25 protein-coding genes and 1 pseudogene are annotated in these 25,096 nt (G+C 34.6%); 10 read left to right on the top strand and 16 right to left on the bottom strand.

Translation table 11 applies throughout. The features are described from left to right. Nucleotides 1-257: 257 nt before the first annotated feature. The 4 genes and pseudogenes from katG to B0M43_RS13550 form a co-directional block, all read right to left on the bottom strand. Nucleotides 258-1,850: pseudogene (katG, locus tag B0M43_RS13565) on the bottom strand (catalase/peroxidase HPI); the annotation flags it as partial. Nucleotides 1,851-2,043: 193 nt separating this feature from the next. After that, the gene (locus B0M43_RS13560; protein ID WP_078008900.1) at nucleotides 2,044-2,373 is read right to left on the bottom strand and encodes a DUF4870 domain-containing protein; all 330 of its coding nucleotides are present in this window, start codon (nucleotides 2,371-2,373) and stop codon (nucleotides 2,044-2,046) included. 128 nt (nucleotides 2,374-2,501) lie between these two features. After that, entirely contained in the window at nucleotides 2,502-3,245 is a 744-nt protein-coding gene (locus B0M43_RS13555; RefSeq protein ID WP_210418023.1) for a LytTR family DNA-binding domain-containing protein, read from the bottom strand. Beyond that, a complete protein-coding gene (locus B0M43_RS13550) occupies nucleotides 3,242-5,266 on the bottom strand; it encodes a sensor histidine kinase (RefSeq protein WP_078008901.1) in 2,025 nt (674 codons plus the stop codon). The genes B0M43_RS13555 and B0M43_RS13550 overlap by 4 nt, the downstream gene beginning before the upstream one ends. A 247-nt stretch (nucleotides 5,267-5,513) precedes the next feature. Here B0M43_RS13550 and B0M43_RS13545 point away from each other — a divergent pair, with 247 nt between their 5' ends. From B0M43_RS13545 to B0M43_RS13530, 4 genes are read left to right on the top strand one after another with little or no spacing between them, the layout of a single operon-like run. Then, the gene (locus B0M43_RS13545; RefSeq protein ID WP_123921858.1) at nucleotides 5,514-5,966 is read left to right on the top strand and encodes a hypothetical protein; all 453 of its coding nucleotides are present in this window, start codon (nucleotides 5,514-5,516) and stop codon (nucleotides 5,964-5,966) included. A 5-nt stretch (nucleotides 5,967-5,971) separates the two neighbouring features. After that, a complete protein-coding gene (locus B0M43_RS13540; RefSeq protein WP_123921859.1) occupies nucleotides 5,972-6,430 on the top strand; it encodes a hypothetical protein in 459 nt (152 codons plus the stop codon). After that, a complete protein-coding gene (locus B0M43_RS13535) occupies nucleotides 6,414-6,929 on the top strand; it encodes a hypothetical protein (RefSeq protein WP_078008905.1) in 516 nt (171 codons plus the stop codon). The genes B0M43_RS13540 and B0M43_RS13535 overlap by 17 nt, the downstream gene beginning before the upstream one ends. Nucleotides 6,930-6,948: 19 nt before the next feature. Beyond that, complete coding sequence (locus B0M43_RS13530; protein WP_078008906.1) at nucleotides 6,949-7,560, top strand: hypothetical protein; 612 nt, start codon at nucleotides 6,949-6,951, stop codon at nucleotides 7,558-7,560. A gap of 52 nt (nucleotides 7,561-7,612) precedes the next feature. Here B0M43_RS13530 and B0M43_RS13525 read toward each other — a convergent pair whose 3' ends face one another. Continuing rightward, the gene (locus B0M43_RS13525) at nucleotides 7,613-7,744 is read right to left on the bottom strand and encodes a hypothetical protein (protein WP_371295966.1); all 132 of its coding nucleotides are present in this window, start codon (nucleotides 7,742-7,744) and stop codon (nucleotides 7,613-7,615) included. Nucleotides 7,745-7,796: 52 nt separating this feature from the next. On the opposite strand from B0M43_RS13525, the gene B0M43_RS13520 reads away from it, so the two are divergent. Further along, on the top strand, nucleotides 7,797-8,120 hold the full coding sequence (locus B0M43_RS13520; RefSeq protein ID WP_078008907.1) for a hypothetical protein: 324 nt from the start codon (nucleotides 7,797-7,799) through the stop codon (nucleotides 8,118-8,120). Between the two features lie 115 nt (nucleotides 8,121-8,235). Here B0M43_RS13520 and B0M43_RS13515 read toward each other — a convergent pair whose 3' ends face one another. Further along, complete coding sequence (locus B0M43_RS13515) at nucleotides 8,236-8,727, bottom strand: helix-turn-helix domain-containing protein (protein ID WP_078008908.1); 492 nt, start codon at nucleotides 8,725-8,727, stop codon at nucleotides 8,236-8,238. Nucleotides 8,728-9,811: 1,084 nt separating this feature from the next. On the opposite strand from B0M43_RS13515, the gene B0M43_RS24835 reads away from it, so the two are divergent. Then, complete coding sequence (locus tag B0M43_RS24835) at nucleotides 9,812-9,928, top strand: hypothetical protein (RefSeq protein WP_371296048.1); 117 nt, start codon at nucleotides 9,812-9,814, stop codon at nucleotides 9,926-9,928. Nucleotides 9,929-10,436: 508 nt separating this feature from the next. Here B0M43_RS24835 and B0M43_RS24435 read toward each other — a convergent pair. Next, entirely contained in the window at nucleotides 10,437-10,598 is a 162-nt protein-coding gene (locus B0M43_RS24435) for a hypothetical protein (RefSeq protein ID WP_165571362.1), read from the bottom strand. Then, a complete protein-coding gene (locus B0M43_RS13505) occupies nucleotides 10,595-10,924 on the bottom strand; it encodes a hypothetical protein (protein ID WP_246860114.1) in 330 nt (109 codons plus the stop codon). Before B0M43_RS13505 ends, B0M43_RS24435 begins: the two co-directional genes overlap by 4 nt. A gap of 311 nt (nucleotides 10,925-11,235) precedes the next feature. On the opposite strand from B0M43_RS13505, the gene B0M43_RS13500 reads away from it, so the two are divergent. From B0M43_RS13500 to B0M43_RS13485, 3 genes are all read left to right on the top strand, one after another. After that, nucleotides 11,236-11,868 (top strand): outer membrane beta-barrel protein, encoded by a 633-nt coding sequence (locus tag B0M43_RS13500; protein WP_078008910.1) that lies wholly within the window; start codon nucleotides 11,236-11,238, stop codon nucleotides 11,866-11,868. Nucleotides 11,869-12,100: 232 nt separating this feature from the next. Then, entirely contained in the window at nucleotides 12,101-13,141 is a 1,041-nt protein-coding gene (locus tag B0M43_RS13490) for a sensor histidine kinase (RefSeq protein WP_078008912.1), read from the top strand. A 10-nt stretch (nucleotides 13,142-13,151) separates the two neighbouring features. Further along, a complete protein-coding gene (locus B0M43_RS13485; RefSeq protein ID WP_078008913.1) occupies nucleotides 13,152-13,913 on the top strand; it encodes a LytTR family DNA-binding domain-containing protein in 762 nt (253 codons plus the stop codon). A gap of 532 nt (nucleotides 13,914-14,445) precedes the next feature. Here the strand turns inward: B0M43_RS13485 and B0M43_RS13480 are convergent. The 6 genes from B0M43_RS13480 to B0M43_RS13455 form a co-directional block, all read right to left on the bottom strand. Next, nucleotides 14,446-17,238 (bottom strand): carboxypeptidase regulatory-like domain-containing protein, encoded by a 2,793-nt coding sequence (locus tag B0M43_RS13480; protein ID WP_078008914.1) that lies wholly within the window; start codon nucleotides 17,236-17,238, stop codon nucleotides 14,446-14,448. Between the two features lie 10 nt (nucleotides 17,239-17,248). Then, on the bottom strand, nucleotides 17,249-18,274 hold the full coding sequence (locus B0M43_RS13475; RefSeq protein WP_078008915.1) for a hypothetical protein: 1,026 nt from the start codon (nucleotides 18,272-18,274) through the stop codon (nucleotides 17,249-17,251). After that, the gene (locus tag B0M43_RS13470) at nucleotides 18,267-19,058 is read right to left on the bottom strand and encodes a molecular chaperone (RefSeq protein ID WP_078008916.1); all 792 of its coding nucleotides are present in this window, start codon (nucleotides 19,056-19,058) and stop codon (nucleotides 18,267-18,269) included. Before B0M43_RS13470 ends, B0M43_RS13475 begins: the two co-directional genes overlap by 8 nt. Before the next feature lie 115 nt (nucleotides 19,059-19,173). After that, entirely contained in the window at nucleotides 19,174-19,695 is a 522-nt protein-coding gene (locus tag B0M43_RS13465) for a hypothetical protein (protein ID WP_078008917.1), read from the bottom strand. A gap of 993 nt (nucleotides 19,696-20,688) precedes the next feature. After that, nucleotides 20,689-20,898 (bottom strand): helix-turn-helix domain-containing protein, encoded by a 210-nt coding sequence (locus B0M43_RS13460; RefSeq protein ID WP_078008919.1) that lies wholly within the window; start codon nucleotides 20,896-20,898, stop codon nucleotides 20,689-20,691. A gap of 575 nt (nucleotides 20,899-21,473) precedes the next feature. Beyond that, the gene (locus tag B0M43_RS13455; RefSeq protein WP_078008920.1) at nucleotides 21,474-21,851 is read right to left on the bottom strand and encodes a hypothetical protein; all 378 of its coding nucleotides are present in this window, start codon (nucleotides 21,849-21,851) and stop codon (nucleotides 21,474-21,476) included. Between the two features lie 718 nt (nucleotides 21,852-22,569). On the opposite strand from B0M43_RS13455, the gene B0M43_RS13450 reads away from it, so the two are divergent. Beyond that, complete coding sequence (locus B0M43_RS13450; RefSeq protein ID WP_078008921.1) at nucleotides 22,570-22,764, top strand: hypothetical protein; 195 nt, start codon at nucleotides 22,570-22,572, stop codon at nucleotides 22,762-22,764. Nucleotides 22,765-22,834: 70 nt separating this feature from the next. Here B0M43_RS13450 and B0M43_RS13445 read toward each other — a convergent pair whose 3' ends face one another. Beyond that, the gene (locus B0M43_RS13445) at nucleotides 22,835-24,265 is read right to left on the bottom strand and encodes a glycosyltransferase family 2 protein (RefSeq protein ID WP_078008922.1); all 1,431 of its coding nucleotides are present in this window, start codon (nucleotides 24,263-24,265) and stop codon (nucleotides 22,835-22,837) included. Between the two features lie 11 nt (nucleotides 24,266-24,276). Next, the gene (locus B0M43_RS13440; RefSeq protein ID WP_078008923.1) at nucleotides 24,277-25,095 is read right to left on the bottom strand and encodes a hypothetical protein; all 819 of its coding nucleotides are present in this window, start codon (nucleotides 25,093-25,095) and stop codon (nucleotides 24,277-24,279) included. Nucleotide 25,096 lies beyond the last annotated feature (1 nt).

Below are 25,096 nucleotides of genomic sequence, written 5' to 3'. Positions count from 1 at the left end.
ATCAACCTTATCCGTGGGACCGGTATAATATTGTAAATGCTCAAAAAAACAATACTATAGCTCTATTAATAAATATATATTACATTCTAAAGCGTATTAAATATATTTAAGATACCTACAAGGTGTCCGATTGCCGTCCCTGACACTCCACAAAAAAGCCTGTAAACTTATTGTTTACAGGCTTTTTGTTTTTTAATTGACTTTAAAAACAAAAAGAGGAGACCTAAATCTCCTCTTTTTTGATATTTAACAACGTTTTATTTTGCCAAATCAAATCTATCCAAATTCATTACTTTATTCCATGTTGCAACAAAGTCATTTACAAATTTTGTTTGAGCATCAGCACTTGCGTATACTTCTGCTATTGCTCTTAATTCTGAATTAGATCCAAAAATAAGATCTGCACGAGTTCCAATCCATTTTGGCTGACCTGTATTACGATCGTTTCCTGCATAAAGTTCTTTATCATTTGATACTGCTTTCCATTGGGTATTCATATCAAGCAAGTTTATGAAAAAATCATTCGTTAACTGCCCCGGACGATGTGTAAAAACTCCATTTTTGCTTCCATCTGTATTAATGTCCAACACACGTAAACCTCCTAAAAGAACGGTCAATTCTGGTGGTGTAAGTGTTAATAAATTTGCTTTATCAATAAGAAGTTCTTCTGTAGATACTGTTGATCTTGTTTTTCTGTAATTTCTAAAACCGTCTGCTTTAGGTTCCAGATATCCAAATGATTCAACATCTGTTTGTTCCTGAGATGCATCCATACGACCTGTTGTAAAAGGCACTTTAACTGTATTTCCTGTTGCTTTTTCAACACCGCCGCAACCTGCCAAAACGATTAAATCGGCAAGTGAAACTTTTTTGTTTACTTGCGCTGCATCAAATTCTGCTTTAATAACTTCAAGTTTGTCCAAAACTTGTCTAAGTTGCGCAGGATTATTTACTTGCCAGTCTTTTTGCGCAGCCAGTCTTATACGCCCACCGTTTGCCCCTCCACGTTTATCTGAACCTCTAAATGTAGAAGCCGAAGCCCATGCCGTCGCTACTAATTGAGAGGTAGTCAATCCTGTACTTACTATTTTTTCTTTTAATTGAGCTACATCATTTTCATCTATCAAGGTATGGTTTACTTCCGGAATAGGATCTTGCCATAACAATTCTTCCTGCGGAACTTCTGGTCCTAAATAACACTCGCGAGGCCCCATATCTCTGTGTGTTAGCTTAAACCATGCACGCGCGAAAGCATCTGCAAACTCATTAGGATTTTCAAGAAAACGGCGTGATATTTTTTCATAAGCCGGATCTAATCTTAATGATAAATCTGTAGTAAGCATTGTTGGCAAATGTTTTTTACTACTGTCAAAAGCATCCGGAATAATCGCTTCTGCATTTTTTGCTACCCATTGATGCGCTCCTGCAGGACTCTTAGAAAGTTCCCACTCAAAACCGAATAAATTTTCGAAGAAATTATTACTCCATTGCGTTGGCGTTTTTGTCCACGTAACTTCTAATCCGCTTGTGATTGCATCAGCACCTTTTGCGGAACCAAAACTATTTTGCCATCCAAATCCCTGTAATTCAAGATCTGATGCTTCTGGTTCTTTGCCTACGTGATCTGAAGAAGCGGCACCATGTGTTTTTCCAAATGTATGTCCTCCAGCAATTAATGCTACAGTTTCTACATCATCCATCGCCATACTTCCAAAAGTGTCTCTGATATCTTTGGCTGCAGCAATCGGGTCAGGATTTCCATCAGAACCTTCAGGGTTTACATATATAAGCCCCATTTGTACAGCAGCAAGGGGATTTTCTAAATTTCTGGAGTGAACCTGACCATCTGCATAATTTACTTATTTATAAAAAAAAAGAGACAATTATAAAATTATCTCTCTTTGATTCTCAAATTAATTTCAAAATTATTTCCAGCACTTTTTGCCTTCAAAAAAATTACTTCATTATAAAAACTACAAGTTAAAAAAGAAGCAAAATTTGATTTTTAATATTCAAAAAACAAACTAAAAAAGGAGATTTGATTTAGCTGATAAAACCAAATTTATCCTCAAAAATTTTCCCAATAACCGGAATAGGTTTCTTTTGCTCATTGGCAGCATTTATGATTCCGAAAATCCATAAAATGAAAATAGCGTATCCAATGTAATTCAGAAAATAAAGTGAAGAAACTGAAAATACGATTACAGAAAGCACAGTATTCACAGCAAATGATACCAGAAAAATGCCGAAGCCTTGTTTAAGATGGTACGTTACCAAATCGCTTTTTGGCGTTAAATCTTTGCTTTTTACGTAGGCTATAATCCAACCAATAATGGTGATGTAGCTCAGGATTGATAAGGTTTTTTTATCCATTGTTCTATTTATTTGTTTGGGTCAAAAATAAATAGAACACCAAAAACTTCAAGCAAACACTTTGTTACTGGTAGCTTTTAATTGGTATTTGCGGCAGTTGAATGTTTAATCCGTCAAGAGCTATAGCATTACAATTCATCTTTCATTAATTTAAAAAACTGCTCTTTTTTTCCTCTCGAAACAGGCACGGCAGATTTGTCGTTCATGTGTATCATTCCTTCTCTGGAATAACTTAAAATGGCGTTTACATTGATAAGGTGTGATTGATGAACACGAAAAAACAAGGGCGGAACCAAAATATTTTCATAATTTTTTAACGGCTTGGAAACCATTATTTTTCTGCCATCTGTAAGAAAAAAAGTAGTGTAAGAACCTGAAGTTTCGCATCTGATAATTTGCTCCAATTTTACCACGTACATCGCTTCCTGCGTAGGCAATACAATCCTGTCCGGTGTTTTAGAAAGATTGGTTTGCAACTCGATAATTTGCTGGTTTTCAAGAACTCTTTCTTTTAAAACTGCAATTCGGTCGATTGCCGTTTTTAATTCCTGCGGATCAATGGGTTTTAGCAAATAATCAATAGCGCTGTATTTAAAGGCATTTACCGCATGCTGCTCATAAGCGGTTGTGAAAATGAGATGAAAAGAATGAAAAGTAAGTTGCTGAAGCACCTCAAAACCAGTTCCGTCCTTAAGCATAATATCCATAAAAACGAGATCAGGTTTAAGTCTGTCGATTATTTTTTTGGCTTTGTCAACACTTTCTGCATAACCAATTATCTGCACCAAATCTCCGGCTACCATTTCGAGCATAATCGACAAAGCTTCTCTCAGCCTGTTTTCGTCTTCAATAATTATCGCTTTATAAATCATAATATTGGAATATTTAAAATTACGATACATCCGTGCCCGTCTGTAATAGTATCACGTTCCAGGACTTTAAAACCGGCATTTGGATTCTCTTTTTTCATTTTCGCCAGTCTTTCGTCTGTAATTGTGGTCGAAAGAGATTCGTGCGTATCATTAATTTTTAGTTTTCTGGAAGCCGCCAACCCTATTCCGTTATCTTTAATGGTGCAAATTAAATTACTTCCATTTTCATCCAGTTCAAAATAAATTTCGATCAGCCCCCTTATATGATTTTCCTGTGGTTTTAAACCGTGTTCGACTGCATTTTCTACAAAAGGCTGAATCAATAATGGCGGAATTAAAATATCTTTTTCTACTTCATCGGCACATTCAATTACGTAATCAAACCCATTATTTAAACGGAGCTGCTGTAATTCGATATAATTTTTTAAGGTATTTATTTCTTCTTCCAGCGATATGGTTTCTTTTCTGGATTGCTCCAAAACCTGTCTGGTTAGTTTTGCAAATTTATTGAGATATGAAACGGCAGGAACAGTATCTTTTTGAAGAATCATACTTTGGATATTTCCCAACGCATTAAAAATAAAATGCGGATCCATTTGCGAGCGCAGCAATCGCCGCTCCAGAGATAATCTTGCCGACAGGTTTTCGATTGTTTCTTTTTCCATTAACTGCATTTTCAATTCGCTGTTGGCTTGTTCCTGCTGCAAAAAATCTTCGCGATTTTGATAATAGCGCTGGCGATAATGATACGAACGAAACATAAAAACGAGCCCGATTAACAAAACTCCGGCAATGCCGTAACCTAATAATTTATTTTGCTGTTCGAGTTCATTTTCGAGTTCAAGCTGTTTGATGCGCTCCATTTTTTTTGAAGATTCATATCTGGCATCTGCATTTTGAAGGATTGACTGCGTTGATTCTTTGTATTTTAACTGATTGTATTTCGTAAACAATGTATCGTAACCATAATAGGCTTCAAAATCTCTTCGCTTGACTGAAACGTCTTTTAAACAATCATAAAAAGTGGCCAAAAGATAATTATCCGTATAAGGAAGACTTTTTTGATACTTGATTCCGTCAATAAATAAAAGTTCGGCTTTAATATAATCGCCCTTTTGTGTATAATAAAATCCTTTTAGACCTATCGCGCTTCGGTATATAATTTTGACATTGTATTTTTTGGCAATAATGGTGGCTTTTTCCAGATTTTGCAAAAAAGCTTTTTCATTAATTGGCTGAGGTCCTTTAGTATAAAGATCTGCCAGGTTGATATACGCTATCCCAATATTACTTTTGCTGACTATTTTAGCTTCATTTTTTTCGGCAAGAGAAACCGTTTCCTGAAAAAATTTCAAAGTCGCTTCCCATTCTTTTATTCCTTCGGTTTCAATATTATCGGTTAAAAAACTTCCAAAAGCCAGTCTGGCATACATTTGACTTTCGGGATCACCCGATTTTTCGGCGTGATTCAGGGCTTCGCGTGCATACTTTTCGACTTTTGTTGGCGATGCAGGCGAAAAAAGATACGAGATATCCGAAGCAATTTTAGCACATTGATCGTGCGCATTTATCTTCGAAAATAATTTATAAGAGTCTAACAAATAATTCAGCGCCTGAGGTTTATCATCAATATACGATTTTAAAGAGCCCATTGCGGCAGCGGCATGTGCTTTGGCTCTTATGTTTTTAACTTTTTGTGCCAAAAAATAAGCGGTATCTGCATAATGCAAAAAATCTTTAAGATGCAGCAATCGCCTTTGTGTCATGGCCATGTAGGCGTATGAAATTATCTCATCTTCTTTGCTTTTATTTTTTATAGCCAATTGAAGTGCCTGCTGCTGAATTTTAAGACAGCCAACAGTATCTGAAAAACGTTTGGCATATCCTTTTGCAGCCATTTTTTCGACTGCAGAAATATTTTGTGCCTGAATTGATGTTGCCCATAAAAACGAAAACAAAAAGGATAAAAGGAACTTTAATTTTCTGTTTTTGTCTAAAATACTAGTGAAAATTTGATACATAAATAGCCGTTAATGCCGGCAAAGTACAAATTGTGTTTGATTTACCAAACATTTCGGTATCGATTTTAAATTCATAAAACTCTAAATGAGAATATCTTAAAAGAAATAAAAAACCTACAGGATTCGCAATATATTTTAGAATGAACCAAACAAAAACCAAAACCATCCATTTACCAATTCCTGATTGTTAATGGTTCGTGTATGGCGTAATCTTGTTCTAATTAATTATTTTAAAATGAATTCTATTATGAATAAGAAAAACCTTTCTTTACTGCTACTCTTCTTCTGTTTTTTAACGGGAATTGCATACGGACAGCAACTTGACGATAAACATGTAAAAATTGAAATCACGGTCAAAGACGGAAATAAACCGATAACGGTGCAGGTTCGTTCTTCAAGCGTTTCCTATAGCAAATCGGCTAATCTTACAGCCAAAGATTCTATTCAGAAAAATTATTATATCGCGATAGATTTAGAACGACATGATATTAATTTATTAACTGCTTTCGCGAAAAATAAAAAAGGGCTGGACGGACAAATTATGATGATTGATACGCAGGGAAAAACGCTTCCGCGAAAAATTGAATTTAAGAAGGCAACGTTAGATGCACTAACAGACCAGTTTACAAATGATTATTCGAGTGCTTATCTGTCTCTTAATTGCAGCGGACTCGTAATCGATGGCATCAACATAGAATAAAAGTTATGGAACTTAAACATTTTACAAAAAACGGCAATCAGTACATCATGAAAAAGCAATATGCTTTTGGATTGATTGTGAGTTTTGGTATGGCGGCTTTTGCCATTGTTGGTATTTGGATAAACGAAATCATCATGGTTTGGATTTTTGGCATTTTGGCTGTTTTTTGTTTTATTTCAATCTGGATGAAACACCTTATTATCGATCTGGATAAAAATGAAATCAAAGTAAAAGTGGGATTAATTAATCCCGTTGTACATATTCCGCTAAAAGACTTTTTAAACTTTGAACTGGTGCGCATTACACACTATTTGATTACGACAAATACCTGCCTGAATGTCTATTATTTAAAAAACGGGGAAGAAAAAGCAGCCATGATTGCACAGGATTTTACAAAAAGATCGATGCAAAATCTGGTAAATGAAATCGACGAAATAATGAGCCTCAATGAACATTCGAGATAAATACGGAATTGAAGAAAATCTAAATTGGTTTTCTCTTCAGCCTGTAAAACCACTGCAAAGCCTATCGCAGTGGTTTTTGGCAGGAATTTTTGCAGCGGGAATTCTTTTGGCCTTATTAGGTGAAATGTTAAGCGAAGTCATGCGATATTCTATTGCTGCATTATTGGTATATGGCGTATTTCATAGTCTCTACGATATTATGATAAGAGCCAAAATTAGGTATACTTTTGATATCAGAACAAACGCCATTTACAGAAAGATTCCGTTTTTTACAGAAAAAAAGATAATGAAACTCGACGAAGCTGTAATTTTTGTAAGTTCGTACATGGGAAGCTGGCATTATAGTTTAGGCGCCAAAAAAAGTCATTTTGTAAAAAGTTATTTTATTAGCGAAAATTTCAGTTCCGGAAAAAAAAGTGAACAAAAAGAGCTTGAATATGAAGAACATATTTTGGTTAAAATTCACACACTAATCGACGCCGTTCAGCCTTTGGCATAATAAATTTATATTACAGCAAATGAAAAACTTATTTTTATATTTGATTTTTAGCCTTTTCACGATTTATAATCTAAGCTGTCATTCAGTTTTTAGAAGCAAAAGCCATGCAGTTGAAATTTTTAAAAAGGACACGATTTATTTAAACGAAGATTTAAAAAAGCAATTAGATCCGGTTTTAAGAAATTCTAAACGAATCAATTCCATAAAAAACTGGACCATAAAAACCAAAAGTTTGTGGGAAACGGCAGAAGGCGGAGAAGCGAAATTCTATTACAAAAACGGAAAACTGGAAAAAATCACCACGCATTATTTGAGTGAAACTTTTCAAAAACTAACGGTTTACCATTTAGAAAATGAAAAATTATCTTTTGTTTTTGACAAATACTACCAATACAATCGCCCCATGTATTATGATTCTATTGCCATGAAAAGTAATAACGATACCGAAGTATTCGATTTTAATAAAGCAGAAATAACAGTAAACAGATATTATTTTTTAGATCAAAAATTGATTTACCAACTCGATAGTGAAGATTGTGGCGCGCCATTTTCTAATGATTATTTGCTGGAAACAGAAAAAGAAATAAAAAAGGAGTTGGAAAATTTAGTGGAGATTTCAAATCAGAAATAAAAAAGAAGGAGGCTTTCAAATTTAGGAAAGCCTCCTTTTTTTTTCAAATAAATTATCGTTCCAAATCTACTTTCGATAAGAGTTTTGGTCTGTTTGCATCATTGGATAAAATCCATCCGGTGCGGTACATCCATTCGGTCATTTTGTGGAGTTTGGTGTAGTCAATATTTTCAGATTCATCCATTGGTGTGTGGTATTGACTGTGCAAAACACTGGTAGAAATTGAATTTGAAAGAATGGAAAATTTATTAGATTATAGTATCGAGCCAACATTAGGAAGGGAAAGCCGAAAAGATTTTTCAACTTTGAATAAGGATGAAGAAGAGTATATCAATGAATTAAAATTTATGTTTGAAGATAAGTATACTATTGATGACAAGGAAAGGTCAACATTAGAAAGATTTCGAGCGCGAAAAGGTATCGCAAGAGAAAGAGCTATTGAATTAGAAAACAACTTGCAATTCTTGACAAACTTATCAGAAAATGAAAAAGAATATCTTAAAGAATTTAAAGAGATATTAAACGACGGGGAAATTACCAATAAGAGAGACGGATTCTAAGTAGAATAGCTATTCGATGCTGTTCCACCAACCAGACGAAAAACTTTAAATTCATCCGCCTGCATAAGCTGCAGAAGACTCTCTCTCAACAATGGATTTACTGTTTTCCAGTGCATCATGATGTTTTGTCTTTAATATAGGTTTTTCCAGCCGCTTCTCTGATCACCGGCTTAATTCTCTCAGTCCCGTAAAATCGGATGATTTCTTTTTTTTCACTGATATTTCCACGCTCAAAAACCCTTCTGATAACAGCCTTAGACTGACTTTCCCAGTTAATCGTATTGATATTGGTATCCCAAAAAAGACTCTTTCTAAGCCTGCTTATTTCGGGATGATTACCCTTGAATATTTTTTGCTTCTCTTTTTTTATGTCGTAATACGTTTGAAGCACCAAAAGCGAGCCCTCTTCAAGTCCAAGGGCACTTTCTATTTTAAGTGCTAAGGCAGTATTGAGATCTCTTTTCCCTTTTATAATAGCATTGATAGTCTGGGGATGCTCAAACAGAGATTGTGCAAAGGGACGCTGTGCCAGATTCCGTTTATCAAGCTCGCGTTGCAGTACTGCCCCTGGATGAATTCCCTTATATTTATCATATTCCCTTTTCATACTGCTAATATAAACAAATTTGTTTACAAATGACATTAAAGGCTTGTTATTAATACAATCAATCCGGTTCGAATTGAAAAATGATAAGCACGACAGTGATTTTTTGAAGATTGCATTCCAACTAAGCAATACCAGACAATAATTTCGGTAATAGTGGGAAGAATAAAAACCTTAACATTGCTTAAACTCAGCCAACTTCTTAAATTCAATTTCCATAACATACTTGACTCTTTTTTTCCGGTACAAAATTCATCAGTAAACTTTATTTTCAAAATTGATAGTTCTTATTTGATTTACTACTTTTGAGTTTGTGGCAAATCATGGCGCAAGCTGTTTGGAAGCGATACCTTTTTTGCCACAAAAATTATAACCTTGTAAATAAATCTTGAGCAATTTTTAACTTAAACTACAGAATTAAGATTGAGCCGTGTTTTTCCCTTAAGTACTTTAGACTGAAGAATAATTAAAATTAGAGATGTGATTGGGAATTATGCCACATTCAACGCAGGGTTTATTTCAGACCTTTCATTGAGTCAGATGAGAAAGTGCAAAATGAAATAAGATGATGGTGATTCAAAATCATTCTTAAGGAAATCTCATAGCTAGAACAATCTTCTACATTCGAGCCGAAACGATTATAACAATACTTAAAAAAGGATTAGAACTTCGATCCAGCTAAATTATCCTAAACCATCGCCTTCCCCAAAAAGCCGGTTTCAAAAACAAAACAGAAAAGTCATAAAATGAATAAGCTCCAATCCTAAATTTTAAGCAATGCTAAAGTAGATCAAAAATGTTAAAGTAAATGTATCTTTTGTCACAGTAAACGTTTTTATTTCACTAACTATTAAATACTATACATAACACTTAAAAAATATCTGATAGTTTATCCCGTGACTCGGAGTTATTAAATAATAACTAATTATTACAGAACAACAGCGTCTTTCTATAAACAATAGCTTTTTCGGGATTCCTTGTTTACTTAATACGTTCAATATCATAAACACACACTGATTAAGCACTTCCTACATTCAAAAATTACGTTAGACGAATCACATTTTTGAAGCCACTCCCTCCACTGGAAGTGGAGTTAAAGCCATGGGCTAAAATCACAGATTCCCGGCTTTTCCTTAAAAGCTGTTTCCTTACTATATACCATTATAAGGGAGACATTGATATGTGCCCTGCCTGTGGCATTTAAAAGAGTTCTATACACTTGTAAGACGAGGTTCAAAGGAAACTAAAAGGGAGAATCAATCGGAATAAAGCTGAAATAAGCGGCCCTGTTACCTGCCATAGATGGATGTATCAGGGAGCTAAATGATTACGGTTATATAAGATTATCTTCCAAAGAGAGACAGAAATCAGAAGGGCATAATTTATTTCACCGTTTAAGAGTTTACTAAAATTCTCAGTAAAAGACAGCAAAGCTGTTTTTATGAGAAACCTGAGTTCTTTATCTCACGAGTAGCTATTTTTTTTGCCACAAAAAGTTTAGGTGTTTTTTAAAGATATTTCAACCGTCTAAGTTTTGTGGCAGAATCGTGGCACATCGGAATTTGGAAAAATGAAAAATCAGCTATATCAAAGCCTGACGAATTTAGGTTCGAAACTTTAGATACGAAAAAGAAAAAACACTAAGTTACTAAAGATAGAAAGATAAAACAGCCCTCATTTCTGAGAGCTGTCGATGCTTAGAGCTATTCTTTTTATAAAGAACTGGCTTTTATCCTTACAATCTTGCCATCCTGCATAACAACCAGATCGCTGTTATTTTTCTTTTTAAACTCAATTAATTTTTCAGAAACTTTATCCATTGCCTCTATAATCTTCTTCTGAGTCGGTGTCGTTGTTGATTTGTATTCTCTCATGATTGGTTCTTTGTGAGTTTATCGAACTTGATTTCATTTATAACTTCAATATCATTGCCTAACGTTTTTTGTGCTATCAATTCAGCTTTTACAGCTGTATTGTCAAAAATCAATGCCTCATTAACTATAGGCAAATATATAGCAAACAAATTAGTTATTCCGTTTTTATATCTGCGTTTAATAACATCGGTTTCAATATTGTGTCCTCCTTCCTGAACCCTCGTCCTGACCCTTTCAATTGCCAGGTCAACACTATCGAGCCAAAACCGATATTGATATCCAAAAGAGCGATGAGGCTGAAAATGATTCCTTTGAAACCATAGCACCCGAAAAGGATAATCACGTAAAGAAGGAATTCGGAATTGGGCGCCTTAACAATGAGGAGCTTAGAGAAGATAAACTGACCAGGGATGAGACAGGTCAGGGTACACCGGGCAGTCATAAATCTTCCCAGCGAAAATTTTAATGTACCCGGATGTCTTTTCTATCCTTCCGGATGGGTAAATATCTAATCCAAAAAAATTCAGTGAACCTATTTTTAAGTTCAGTAACATAATTTAGCCATTGGGTAAAATACTTAAAAGATCAGCATCGAACCCCGTCTATCTTGCGGGCTTAATCTTGAATATTTACATCAATGAGAAAATTAAGCACCGTAATTTTATTGTTTATTACCCCACTTTTAATGGCACAAAATAAAGCCGATTTATCAAAAAATTTCTCGATGGATTTCGGAGGCTCTTTTGGGGTCTTCTCCCCGTTTAAGAGTTCCAGCAAAGGTTTTCCCAACGACAAGAACCAGCTTGGATCCAACGGGGTAACTTTTCTGCAGCTGAACTACAAAGAGCATTATTTTGCCAAATTACAGTTTGGACAGACTACCGTCTCTTACAAATCAATCCAGGAGTCCAATGGCTTTAATTCTATAATAGATTCCAAGGCCAACAGCACCACAATTGGGATAAATCTGGGGTACCAATACAAAATCAAAAACTGGCAGCCCTTTATCATGATAGGATCAGGGACTTCTTTTATAGATTCTCCCAAAACTGCCCTGATAAATGAAAATACAATAAGCTACACCACCAAAACCGGAAATTACCTGTATATCTCAGCAAGTGCGGGGGTCAATTATATCTTTAACCGGTATTTTATTGTTTCCCTGGAAGGACAAGCCTCTACGCTTCCAACAGTACCATCAGGATCTGACACCCACCTGAGCGGCATGAGCCTTCAGCTTGGATTAAAATCCTATCTTTTTAGCTTCTAATTGTACCCAGGCCATGATAGTTTCAGTCTACAAGACAAATGTTAATACAAAAATTAAGTTAAGAAAGGCCAAACCTGTTCTTAAAAGAATACTTTTGAACTCGAGATGGAATTTCGATTTAGAAGATTGTGATAAAATTCTAAGGGTGGAAAGCCTGCAAAGCCCTTCTGATCTTATAATAGCCGAGCTTTGTAAAATTGGTATACACTGTGAGGAATTATTTTAGTTTTATATGATGTACAAAAGCCACTATAACCATTTACGCTTATATGGATATCCGGTATTTGCTGTTTTTCTCAATCTTATTCTAATCCTTTTGAATTCTGATGAAAGCAACATTAAAGAATGGAAGTTCTACAGCAATACTGATTTCCTAATTGAGGGATTGTTCTGCCTGCTCTATACAATTGCATTATTTGAAACAGGGATAGGGTTATCTAAAATTTTTAATTCCGCCTCTGTGCTGAAAAAAAAAGAAAGCCTGCGTTTCTTTTTTAAGCTGCTGCTGCAAATACTGGTCATAAGTGCTCTTGTTATTTTGTTCTTTAGCATTGATTTTCCCGAAAAATACGGGTATAATGACCTTATTGTCCGACGGGTATTAATTATGGGCCTGATATTCTCCATATTAATAACAACAGGTTTTACTGCCGGGGAACTTCTTAGTAAATGGAAAGAAAGTCAGCTTGAAGCCATTGAGAACAAAAAGAAGGCCCTTCAGTCTGAGCTCAATGCCCTGAAGCTTCAATTAGACCCGCACTTCCTTTTTAATAATCTGAGCGCCCTTACTTCTTTAATTGAGGAAAACCAGCAAACAGCAGTGCAGTACGTCACCAATCTTTCTGCAGTTTATCGTTATGTTCTCTCCAATAGGAACAAAAACATGATTGTACTGAAAACAGAACTTGATTTTATCAGGGAATATCTATTTTTATATCAAATAAGATACGGCTCGTCTATTGCGATCAACATTACGGGTAATCCTCAAAATCTAAATAAATTCATTGCGCCCCTGACCCTGCAGCTTTTGGTTGAAAACGCGATCAAGCATAATTCATTCTCCCTCACTGCGCCACTTATCATTAATATAAATTACCACGACCGGTGGATAATTGTTGACAATAACAAATCGGCCAGATTCACCAAAGAACCCGGAGAAGGAATCGGCCTGGCGCACATTTACCACAGCTACAAGCTCTTGGGAGATATAATTCCTGTTGTAGAGGATTTGGAAGCTACTTTTCAGGTCAGGGTTCCGTTATTAAACAATTAAAAATATTTTTATGATAACTGTTTTAATTATTGAAGATGAAGCAGCAAATGCTGCAAGGCTGCAAAAAATGCTCCTGCAGTCACAGGAAGAAATTGTAATTGTCGCAGTTTTACAAACCGTCAGGGACAGTATTTCATGGCTTGAAAAGGAGACTGCCCCCGATATTATACTTATGGATATACGGCTCACCGATGGACTGAGCTTTGAAATCTTTAACCGGGTGAGCATTAAATCCTATGTTATTTTTACAACTGCGTACGACCAGTATGCCTTGCAGGCATTTGAAGTTAATGGCATTGACTATCTTCTAAAGCCCATCGAGCAAAAGAAACTGGACTCCAGTATAAAGAGGATCAAAAATTTTATGAATCCAGTAATTGACAGCAGTGTTGTGGATATACTAAAAAATATGCGATTGCAGAAAAATATCTACAAGACACGATTTTTAATCAGCTACAAAGAGTTATTCATTACAATACCCAGTGCTGATATTGCTTATTTTAGTTCTGAAAATAAAATAGTACATCTCACCACCCATACCGGCCAAAGATATGTTATCAAGCAGACACTCGATGAATTGATGCAGGAGTTGAACCCTGATGATTTTTTTAAAGCAACCCGAAACTATATCATTTGCCTAAAAGCAATTCATAAACTGTCCCAGTCTTTTGATTACAAGCTTAAACTTGAACTGACTCCGGCTGTAAATGAAATTATACTAGTGAGCCGCGAGCGGGGCATCTCTTTGAAATCCTGGCTTGACAACAATTGAAAATATTTCATAGTGAATCTGACAGCCCCTGTTATGAATTTAATGCCCTTAAATCATTTTTATATTGTCCATGCCCGCCCAAATCTATTCAATAACTAAACTTTAAAAAATAAAAAACCTAATCCCGTCAACAGGGGAATTCGAAATTGCGCAGCTTGGTTCGGGTCTCTAGTGGAAGATATAGTTCCGAGTTGTGATTATTTAAAATCTACCTAACTTTGTTGATACAATTTTAAACTATTTGGAGACAGTAAAAGATTGGAGCAATTTTACAACAAAACTATAAAGAAATATAAAGCATAAAAAAAATTCTGCTGACAGCTAGAGATTCGTTGGGCTTGAAAAGCCAACTATGAAACTCATGGGGAACCCGATTTTATTACCAATATTTAAATCCTAACGGATTGTTTTATTGAAAACTTTAGATAAATACTAAAAGATTATATCTCGTAGCCATTTACATTGGTTGTGAATAATTTAAAATAACAGTATTGTCCCTTAGGGGCTACACATAATAGGCTGGCAACCTGAATTAATTAGAGAACTTTTTAGTATTGATTTTCTTTTCCTTTACTTTTATAATAAATTCAGGCACGACTACTATTTCTCCTGCTTTTAGAGCGATGTCATAACTTGTTACTTCACAAAATGTATTGGCAGGCAATGATTTTTCATCGATGGTAATGACATAATCACCAATAGGAAGAAACGATATGTACTTGCCGTCATCATCAGTGTATACTTTTTTGACCAATTGATTGTTTTTCATGATGCTAAAAGAGATGCCGGAAGCGCGGTGCTGAAAATCAACTACTTTTGTGGCATTGTAGGCAAAAGAAACTTTTCCTTGCATTGTTCCGCTTTGGTGAAGCGGAATTAAAAGGCGGTAGGAATGTCTGTCAACCTCAAAGGTAGCATCATCATAATACCAGCCGTCTTGTGTAAACTGCTTTAAGAAATAAGTTCCGTAGGGCACTCTTTTATAAGTTGCCATTCCGTCTGCATTGGTTTGCAAAGCTACTTTATTGATGTTAATCATATAATTTGCAGCATATTTTTCTCCCGGATCATACTGATTATTATTGTTTGTATCGTAATATAAGACCGCTTTGATGGTACTTTTTTGATCTGGATTTAATATTGTTTTTTGTAAATTTATGGTTACCCCAACTTCAAAAGTTAGCGTGTTATTGCTAAGAGATCCAACAGAATAATTGTACCAGGAAGAATTGAAAAAAGTACTGAATGCTTTTGCGTTATATTTGGCATTTATAAATGCAGAAGGTGATTTTCCGTAAACGATATCCTTGATATAAGAAATTCCGGTATTCAGGTTTACTTTGTCGTTTACAAAATTATTGGTGTAAAACAAAGATAATGAGAGCTTCTCATAATTTACACCATTGCCGGCAATACTGGAGAAAGCATATTCAGATAAATAATAACTGCCCGATTGAAAGGTTGAATTAATATTGAAGTTCCTGTAATTATAATTCGCATTTATCTTCATTTGAAAATTATTATCAGTCTGCATCGGATATCTGACAATACCGGTTTCAAGTCCCAAAACTGCTGATTGCCGCGATGCATTATTAACCCATGAAAATTGTTCAACGATACGGTTGGCAAACATTTTTTGAGCTGTATTATCTGAATTTCCTAAAAGCCGATTGTAGCTATTAGAACTTTCGTCTTGATATTGATATAATAAATTAAGGGTAAAATCTCTGAATTTGGGAAAACGGTTTCCTACTTCTATTCTGTTATTTGTCGATTTTTGCTGTGTTTCAAATGAATAAAACTTAGGCGAAAAATCAGAAAAAATGACATTTGCGTGCAGATTATGATTTTTGATGTTGGTAGCAATATTCTGCTGCAGCTGCATACTTCCTCGTCGGTTTCCGGGATAATAATCAGAGCTTGCATAATAATTTCCGTTGATGTTGAAGTTTTTAATTTTTCCCGAATAATTGGTTTCTCCGGCAAAAGAAGGTTTAACAAAACCTTGTACTTCATAGATACTCATTGCACCGTTTACTTTTGCGTTCAGTCTCCAGATTGGATTAAAATCATAATTAACTTCTGTTCCCAAAAAACTATGTTTTGCTTTTTCGAACGGATCATAGCGGTACAAATAGCTGGCCGAGGCATTACGGGAGCTGTTATTAGAGTTAAGCATTCCTTTGGCAAAGAAACCGTAACCATTTTTGAGCCAGCCGTCCTGTTCTATTAAATTATAATTTTGATCGACAAAACCCACTTCAACTTTTTGATTTTTTTCGAACGTATGGCTGTATTCTGCACCTCGTCCTACCAGAGTCATTTCAAGTAGTTTATTAATATTTCCAATAGTATATTCGTTTTGTTGCTGACGATACACTAAATTGGTATTGGTTATTAAAGGAATTTCCTGACCATTTGTTACAGCAACATTTCCCTGCATAAAAAGATAGCCTGAAGGAACGTTGATTCCACCGGATCCTCTTAGCTGATAAAAATCGATTCCGCCACCAAATCTTCTGTAAGTAGAGGTAATCTGGTTTTGTGCCTCATCGAGAAAATTAATAAATAAGTCACCTTGATATTGTTGCACGCTGGCAATATTTTGAACTTCTACCATAGTATTGCCGAACATTTCCTTACTTGGATTCCTGAATGCGGATATGCGTACAGAATAGCCGGATTGTTTGGCCAATTGCTTTGAAGGAAGATAAGTAAAAGTGAAAATGGAATCTTTTTTTACAGCAATTTCAGCATTCTGTTCCAGAAATAAATTGCCATTTGTCGGGTCCGGAAACTTACAAACTAAAGTAATATTTTGCCTGATATTTCCTTTATTGCTGACCTTTATTTTTACCTTTACGGGTTCATTGTCGGATGATCTGTAAATAGAAGTTTCTAAAGGAGTAATAATAAGCGTATTGTTTACCCCGATTACATGATTGGTGCTTTGCTCTGCAAGTAATTTTCCGGAAGTATCTATTAATTTACAAACAATTGCAGAAGACCCGGCAGCAGCCTCTTCTTCAATTATAAATTTGACAGGAATGTGGCGTGTTTCATCAGCAAGCATCTCAATTTCTAAACCTTGGGCCGCGGGGTTTCTTAGACCTTTAGGAAGGGTAAAATTGATCTTTCCGTTTATTTTATCCGGTGTTGTGTTTTTAATGACAACTACTAAACTCAGTAAAGACCCTTTTTGAAAAGAAGCATCCCTTTCGATCTCCATAGAAACCGCATTCTGAATCTGTTGAGCATTCAAAGGGTTAGCCAGAATAAAGAAGAAAAAAAAGATTGATAAAAGTTTAAAGTTACAGGAACGCATCTTTTAGTAATTATTGAGGGGTAATCTCATATTGTAAAGTAGTGGTATAGTTGTCTGATTTTGCATCAATCAAACGAATGTCCTGAGGTAGTGTAAAATATTTGATATCGAAACGGTAAGGCGTGTTATTAGTACTATTGCCCTGTACCAGAGTTTGATTGGCAGCACTAAGCACAATGGGAAAAATGCGCTGATTGGCATTAGAAGTGCTTGTCAATGTTAAGTTAATAACTTCAACCGGAATCGAATTTCCGGCGGCAGATTGTAAATTGCTTTGAAGTGACCTTACTTTAATCTGAAAGTTACTGTTAGCGGTTACTGACAGTCCATCTGTATAAGTCACACTAGTTCCATTATTATAATCCTGCATTGTTTTAAATTCTAAAAGCCCATTGGCAGCATTCGTATTTATTTTTAACGAAAGTATATCTGCAGCAGGAGGTGCATCAGTAATATTTCCAATTTGGAATTGGAAATCATGACTTATCTTTCCAATTATAACATTGTTTTGGTCGTATGCCGTAAATTCTATAGGAGCAATAAATCGTGTCCAGGCAGGAAAACTTCCTAAATAAGAACCGCCAAGAAGGGTCAGTGCATATTTTAGCTGAAGATTGTAATAACCATTTGGCGTTTGCGGATTGTTATAGATAGGGGCATTAGCATTGGGAATCAAAAAGGATTCACTATTATCTTGTAAAAAAACATTTAAAGGAGCGCCAATTTGCGAAATTGTCGGAACCGGATTTGGATACGCCTGACCAGTTGTAGAAATGGGTTGAAAAGAAATTTTATTAGAAGGAATGGTAAATTTGCCATCTTCAGATACAATATTTTGTTTCAATCGTGCAGAAAGTTTCCAGTGCGGAACATTCAAATTGCCATTTCCGGCAAATGTAACCGTATAGGCATCAGAATTGGTATTTCCATTATAAGAATTAATTTGTAAATAGGAATTTACCCAAGATGTAAAAGACACCTGAGAAAAGCCAGAAAACGGGGTACATAAGAGAATAATAAGAATATATCTATTCATAATTAAAATTTAATTCAGCCATTTCCAATTGAGACGAATCGCCATAATCAACAATTACAGATGCATTATAAGAACCCTTTTCCAAAGTTTGAGTAACAGGAATACTTAATTTACGTAAATTGCCCGGCAATGTATAAAAAACAACATCATTCAACACTACTTTTTTACCCGTTTTGACATTAATAATTTCGGTTGAAATTTTACCATCGACCCAAATTTGGGATTCATTTTTAAATTTTAAGTTTAGGTTACCGGCAGATTGATCAAATTTTAAATCTTCAATTTCAATTTTCTTGGTAAGACTATTCGAGAAAGTGTGAAAAACTTTGATTCCGGAACGAATACTAACTTTGATATTTGCTCCTTTGCTATCATAATCATCCACAGGATTCATTTGGCTTACATATAAAACAGCTGTATGAGCAGGAAACGTGTCATTGTCTATCTTTGCTGGTGTAATGGTAACTTCCAGTTCTTTTCTTTCTCCGGGAGCTAATGTAAAGTAATTGTCATTGTTTTTGACAGAAATCCAGCTGGCACAGGAATTTTTTAAAGTATTCGAAGGGTACATCATATTTTCACCTTTTTCGTCATACTCCCAATCACCAAGACTCACGGCAAGATCCAAAGTATTTTTTAGGCTGACATTCGTTACCGTAATTTTTTGAGTACTGCTCGTTCCGGGTTTCGACTCAAAATAAATTCTTGGAGGAGAAACAGAAATACCAGTTTGCGCATGTAGTTGAAAAATTAAAAAACAAAAAAGTAAAGCAAGTTTATTCATTTTATGTAGTTTAAAAAAATTCTGTTGGGGACTTTAATTGAAGTGAAATAAAATTAACTAAATCAAAAATGCCACAATTTCTTGTGACATTTTGATTTATTCTCACCTGAAAAGATTATTGACTTACAATAGTATAAGTAAGTTCAGTGGTGTACACTGTAGGGTTTTGTCCTGCGATATAATTGTCAATATAAGCATTGGCTCCGGCACCTTTATACTCGATACTTATCTTTTTATCAACTCCGCCTCTTGTTGAAGTTACCAATGTAGTTTCATTATTTGATAACTGAACATTTTGAGAATATTGGGCATCATTTACAGCATCAGAACCAGCAGTTGCCTTAACTTGGATAGTGTTAGCATCTATATGCTTACCTCCGTTTTGCATTGTTGCGTTTGCACTTTTTACTTTTACCTGAAAACCACCAGTACTGTAAATATTTAAGTGATCTGTGTTTGTTGAAGATACACCATTTTTGTAATCGTCCTGAGTAGCATAGTCAAGATTTACTATTTTTTGAGCATTGTTAACTACTAAAGTCTGAATAGGTCTTAAATTTACATTTAATGTAACATTTTGAGCATTTACTGTAATAAGGCCTAACATAAGAATAGAAGCCAAAATAATTTTTTTCATTGATAATTTAATTAAAATAAAGTTGTTTTTTTTGTTTATTTTCAGTGCAAATTTATAATGGAATTAAAGATTTTATATCGAATTAATGAAGTTTCCGATAAGATGCAACTTAAAACCGACAAACTACATGTCGAGACTTTAATCTTTTGATAATTAACACCAATTAACTTACTTAAAAATAATTCTACGTAACTTATAAACCAAGGGAGTTTGTTTTTTAACAGCTGTTTCAAGATTAAATTTATGTTAATTCGACTTCATTCTGCAAAAAACTAAAATATATCATTTAGTCTCCTAATTCAATGGCATATTTTCAAAGCATAATTTATAGTATGTTATGGAATGGTCTTCAAATTTGCATCAAGAGGTTGTTCGGAAATCTTTACAAATCAATTTTAGCGAAGAAATTCAAGCTTTAGGTAAATTTACCAGAACTATAATTTCGTTATTGTTCGGTACAATTTTAATAACTCTTGTGCAGATTCTATAAATCATTGTTTTTAATAAATTTTGATAAATCAATTTACCATTTATCGTGGAAATAATAAATAAACATTTAAAAAACATCAATGAAATTGAATGTAAACAGTTAAAAGAAAATATTGCAAAAAATGGCTTTTGAATAAACTGTTATGATTGATTCATTTAAATTTCACAACCTATCTATTTGCCGGTTAAAAAAAATCATATTAAATCGGATATTTTAGTTTTTCCAAATTTAAATAGGAAAAACGTCTTTTACTTTTTTCTTTATTAAAAAAAGAGGGACATCCGATTTGAAGCTTTTTAAATTTTACTAAACTAAATGATTCTTCAAAATACACTTTATAAAAAACTAAGTTTGATTCTCTCGTATCTCTCAGAATCAAATATAAATTTTCAACCACTTAAAGTTAAAGTTAAGCAATCAATTTACAGAGCGATTTAAACATAGTTGTCACAAAATCCGATAGACCCCAAATCTGAAACATTACCTAAAATATTGGCTGCTAATTAAAAATTTTCTTCTTTAAAAAAATCACTTTTTTTAATACCAAAAATTTTTCCCAACTTATCGAGTTTTGATAATTTTAAATCAACCTTTCCTGTTTCAATTTTTTGATATTCTCTAAGAGAAATTTCCATCTGAATAGCCATGTACTCCTGAGTATATTTTTTTTCCCGATACTCCTTAATTTTTAAATAGAAAGCAATTTTAGCCATACTTTTATCTATAATCTTTAAACAATAACTGTTACTCCTTATTGCCAAATTTGGGTATTCTGAATAAAGAGAACCGAAAAGTTCCAGTGATACTGGTCCCCAAATCCGTTTTAAAGTGAGCGCCTAATTTCACTTCAAAATGACCACCCCATTTTAATCAATTCCTTTAATGGAGAAGTGAATCCAGTGTTAACATAAATTGCACTTGCTATTTTAGCATTTTTTCTATCCCGTTAAAGATGGCAAAGTAAATACCTGTATCAATTTTTAATACACTTTAGTTTTTAATTTTAAGACGAATATACAGGTAAAAAATGATTATTTTTGTTTAATTTTTTTAAAAAAACATTAAACAAAAAAACATAATAAAGTCAATTGTCAAAATTGATAGTATTAAATGGGCATATCAACAAAATTTAATTCAGAGAGGTCCTTTAAAGATTGCGGGCAGGACTTAAAATTAATATGATACGGGATTCATCCAAACCCAAAAGTAAATCAGCTGTTCTAAGCTATAATAAAATAGCATCAGGAAAAGTAAAACAAGTGATTAAAAGCCTATTGGCGCAGAAATTTCACATATTAGTCCGTCTCTTTAAACAGATAAAGTTCGATAATTCTTCTGTCGAAGCATTCAGGGATTCAGCAGATTGAATAATCAAACTTAAAATTTCCCTCAATTCATTATTTCCAAGATTTACATCTTCACACAACAATTTTGAAAGCCCCAGGATATTGGCAACCGACTTTCTAACCTTATGAGAAACTGCAAACATCATCTGCTCTAAACCACTGTTAAATTCTTCCATGTTCAACTCTTTTTCTGTTTCAACAATGTTCAAATTTACATTAGCAGTTTTAAGATCCTTAGTACATCTTTCCAATTCTTCGTGATTAAAAATAAGTTCTTGCTTTGCTTTTTTTAACTTATTTAATATATTATCCTGATCCATAATTTACGATTATTAAAGTTAGATTAAAAGTATAACATTTAAAACTACTTTTCTTACCTAAACATATCAAAACTAGAAAAAGAAATATGTGAGCTTGGGTACTTGGGTAAAGGATAGTATTTGAAAAAATATTTCTTTTTAGGTAATTGTAAATTTACAGAAAGGGCCAACTTAATTTTAAAAAAAAAGGTTTCATATTATAAAATGAAACAACAAAAAATGCATTAAAGACGCCATAGCCAATAAGAATGTTTTGTATAATAGTAAAGCGTATTTTTAAATAAAACAACAAATTTGCTTCACCAGACCGAATCCTAGCCCCGATTGCTTCGCCAGTCCGCTTCGCTCATGTGCAGTAGAAATCCTTTTGTGCGGGGGTCCGGCGCAAAAGATTACTTCACTATACTTTTTATTTTATTGGAGTTCAATGAACTTCGTTTGCAACGTATAGCGGGAAAAAGCTCCTAAAAAATAATAAGCTAAAACTCAGTGATAAGCAAATAAAATAAAAAATTCCCATACAACGAAAAATTACGACAAGGGCCACCGTAATTCTCAAAACCAAATCAAAGGCCCAAAAAGCACAGCTAAAAACACCAACCCCTATGACTCGGAAAACTCTTAAAAGAAACCCGACAGCGACCCCAAAGACATAACGGGGAAGGACATAGAAAAGTACCTAATAGAGAATGCCCCTTCAAAGGGGTCTCAAAATGATATGGATACTGAGAAGAGCGATGAGGCTGAAAAAGATTGCTTTGAGACCATAGCGCCCGAAAAGGATAATCACGTAAAGAAGGAATTCGAAATTGGGCACCTTAACAATGAGGAGCTTCAGGAAGATGAAAGTACCGGAAATGAAACTGGTCATAGTGCACCGGGCAATACTAAATCTTCCCGGCGAAGATATTAATGTACTGAGATTTCCTGCAAAAAAATATAGAATTAAAGGAAATATTCTTTGGCGGATAAAGTACCTTTCTTTACTTCTTGCTAAAACCTTTTCGGGTCATTTCTCCCCAACCCTTTGTTCCCTTTATTTTTTCTTTGTAACCTACAAGGGCGGCGTATACCGTTAGAGGATGAAAATACAGTGGCTCTATGAAAGCCGCTATCAAAAGTTTGAAAAAATCAGCCTGTTTTGGATATTTATGGTAAGAGCGTTCTTCACTATAAAGGGCAATAACGGAAAACATGACAGCAAAAAAATAAACAAAAAGCACCAATAATAAGAAAAAATGCCACTTAATTAAACCTAATATCATAAATATAATTGTTATTATAAGACCGATAAACTCAATTCCGGGAGCCAGGAATTCAAACAATACCCAATAAGGTATGCTGATCATTCCAAGCAATTTGTATTTAGGATTTAGAATCATTTTCTTGTGCAGGCCAAGTGTTTCGATTGTACCTCTCATCCAGCGGCTGCGCTGTTTTTTGAATATATTAAAATCTTCGGGCGCTTCTGTCCAGCAAAGAGGATCGGGTATATAGCTGACTCCATAGGGTATTTTATTCTCAAGCATATAACGGCGCATTCTCACCACGAGTTCCATATCTTCACCCACGGTTTTAGTATTATATCCTCCAGCCAGCAAAGCAATTTCCTTATCAAACGCACCAAACGCACCGCTAATCAGCAACAGCCCGTCCAGCCTGCTCCAGGCCATTCTGCCAAGAAGAAACGCCCTTAAATATTCTAAAACCTGAATTCTGGAGAGCATAACATCTGGAATATTTACCTCAACCAGACGGCCATTTCTTATGACGCACTGGTTTGCTATCCTCACCACACCGCCGGTGGCAATAATACGTTTCCCGTACGATTCCAGAAAGGGCTTTGACAGTTTAAGCAGCGCATCTTTATCCAGAATACAGTCAACATCAATACATACCACATAAGGATTCTGGGCGATATTAAGTCCGACATTCAGGGCGTCGGCTTTACCTCCGTTTTCCTTGTCCACTACCAGGAGTTTTTTAAAAGCTGCATTCCTGGAGACATAAATACCCCTGATTTTTTTTGTTTCAATTTTTGGATGAATATCGAGCTCCCTAAGGATAAGATCATAAGTTTTAATAAGGATTTCCATAGAATTGTCCTTACTTCCGTCGTTGACCACAATTACCTGGTAATTGTTATAGTTAAGGGAAAGCAACGATTTTACATTTTCCTGAATTGTAAACCCTTCATTATAGGCTGGAGCAATCAATGAAAGGCTTGGCGCAAATTCACTTGTAAGAAGTACGCTGTAATCAACAAAACTATTCTTTTTGAGATATTTTGTCATCTCTCTGGTAGAAAGGTGGGCTAATATAAGATACGAAGACATAATTAGTACGGCGTACCCAATTATCAGCAATAAATATTCTTCAAAAAAAAATGAAAGTTCACTAGTAAAAAATGCCATCGTTTATACTTTTAAACAGTTAATAGCTGTATTAGGTTTTGGGCCTCGTATTTTATTGATATATTGGGCGCATTGGCAACTAACTTTGTTAGATAAGGAATTTTTTGTGTCAATTTAAGCTCCTTAATAAGCTTTAGCCCAAGTGAAATGACAGTTGTGTTTTGAGATTCCAGCAATAATTCAACGCCTTTTGTATCACCGATATCATGCTTTTTAAAAGCGCCAATAATGTTTATCTGTGTCCACTCATCTATAGGATAAGGATGCTCCGTGAGATAGGCCATGCTTTTTACACCTCCCAGCTTGATGGAAGCGTTGATGGCTGTAATTTTTAAAGCTTTATTCCGGGCCTTAGATGCTCTTATTATCCTGTCAAAAGCTTCAATACAATTTATTTCTGCAAGTTCTGTGATCCCTTTACACTTCACCTCCCATTTGAGGCTTTTAAGTTTTTTAAAAGAATCTTTTATCAAACCTGAATCATTATAAAATTCCTCCAGCTTTTGTGCAAAATTACCTTCGTAGTTTTTGTGAAGATTCATAATAGAATCGATCATAACTTCTCTGAAAAAAGCCTTTTTAAAAAGTTTGCTGAAGTTTTGATCTTCTTTAATTTCTGAAAAAGGAATATCCTGAAAAACTACCAAAGACATTAATTTTTCAATAACTAAACTGTACTGGGCATGAAGCCTGTTCTTTTTTATATTTCTGCTCCTGCTTCTGATAATTAACAGGTAAAGAACAATCGATGTCAGTATAAAAAGACATATGGACAGAATTAAAAAAGGCTCTACCCAGATACCACTCTTATAAAGTTCCCATAGTTCCATA

Origin of the sequence: Flavobacterium sp. KBS0721 (genome assembly GCF_002007065.3) — a bacterium.
GTDB lineage: Bacteria > Bacteroidota > Bacteroidia > Flavobacteriales > Flavobacteriaceae > Flavobacterium > Flavobacterium piscis.
Note: the sequence above shows the minus strand (reverse complement) of the source record. Positions and strands in the feature narration are given on the sequence as shown.